Raw genomic sequence first — 456 nt, forward strand, 5'->3', positions numbered from 1 at the left:
TGGAAGCTCGAAATCAAATTGGCGGCTTGTCGCCGTCGGATGCCGCGGCTTGTTGGGCATTATTCTTCCGGGCCTTGGGTATGAGTTGTCCAAGCAGGAAGCCTGACGCACCTAGGCATGCAACCCAGACGACCAAGATCAGCGCTGACTGCCTACTATACAGCTCCGAGACATCTTGGATCTGCACCCACCCGGTAACGATGACCACCATCACAAAAGCTGTCAGACCCCAACGTGTTCGGGCATCACGTGCGAGCAATGAGCCGATCAATCCGGGCACGAAGAACGTGAGCAACCCGAGGATCCATACAATTGCTCCGGCAGGCTGCAAGATGATCCAATCTCCGCTGGAATAGCCCCACAGAGCCCCGGGCACCGACGAAACTGGAAGAATCCCACTATCGGGAACCCCAGGAAGCACTGAGCGGTAAACCCAAGTGGTCGCCCACCAGAGCA

At 57.0% G+C, this 456-nt stretch carries 1 protein-coding gene; it reads right to left on the reverse strand.

Features of this window, described 5'->3' with window-relative positions; translation table 11 throughout:
• Positions 1–13: 13 nt before the first annotated feature.
• Positions 14–456, reverse strand: a 443-nt coding sequence (locus JIN85_RS20980) for a hypothetical protein (RefSeq protein ID WP_234047553.1), incomplete at its 5' end; no start/stop codon positions are given.

The sequence above is a fragment of the Luteolibacter pohnpeiensis genome, assembly GCF_016595435.1.
GTDB classification, from domain to species: Bacteria; Verrucomicrobiota; Verrucomicrobiia; order Verrucomicrobiales; family Akkermansiaceae; genus Luteolibacter; species Luteolibacter pohnpeiensis.